The sequence below is a fragment of the Dietzia sp. UBA5065 genome (assembly GCA_002415925.1).
Lineage (GTDB): Bacteria > Actinomycetota > Actinomycetes > Mycobacteriales > Mycobacteriaceae > Dietzia.
The window spans coordinates 10,894-11,431 of sequence record DIAZ01000058.1 but is presented as its reverse complement, the minus strand read 5'-3'; the positions used below and the strand labels follow the sequence as shown (position 1 = coordinate 11,431).

Annotated in this window: 1 pseudogene; it reads right to left on the bottom strand. The window is 70.1% G+C overall.

Going from position 1 to position 538, the window contains the following annotated elements:
• Positions 1 to 538, bottom strand: a pseudogene (locus B4M60_RS04375) (hypothetical protein); the annotation flags it as partial.

Genomic DNA, 538 nt, shown 5'->3' with positions numbered 1-538 from the left:
CCCGCCGCAGCTCGATCCGGAGCTCGGCGAAGTAGGGTCGCAGCGCGTCCCGTTCCTCGCGCAGGCCGTCCCGGCGCTCGAGCGCCGCGTCGTACTTCGCGATGGACTCCACCACCGGCCCGAGCGCCTCGAGCTGTGCGCGCGCCCGCTGGACGGCGTCGTAGGACCGGGTGAGGTCATCGAAGTGCCGGATGATCCCCTCGACCCGGTCTCGGGAGTCGGCGGGCTCGAGCATGTGGGTGCGGACGAAGTCGTTGAGGTCACCCACCGCCTTCATGGACACCGTCTGGTGGAACAGCTCCATCGCCTGCTCCGACCGGATGCCCAGCAGCCGCCGCATGGTGCGGCCGTAGGGCGGGAAGTCCTTCTCCACCACCGCGCCGTCACGCCGCAGCCGCTTGAGGAGGTCGTTGATGTCCGAGCCGAAGTCGGTGAAATCCGCCTCGATCGACATCGACCGGTCCGCGGTGACGAACCGGCGCCAGGGCTGCCCGGTGGCGTCCTGCTGCTGGAACACCTGCGCGAGCGTCACCTGCTC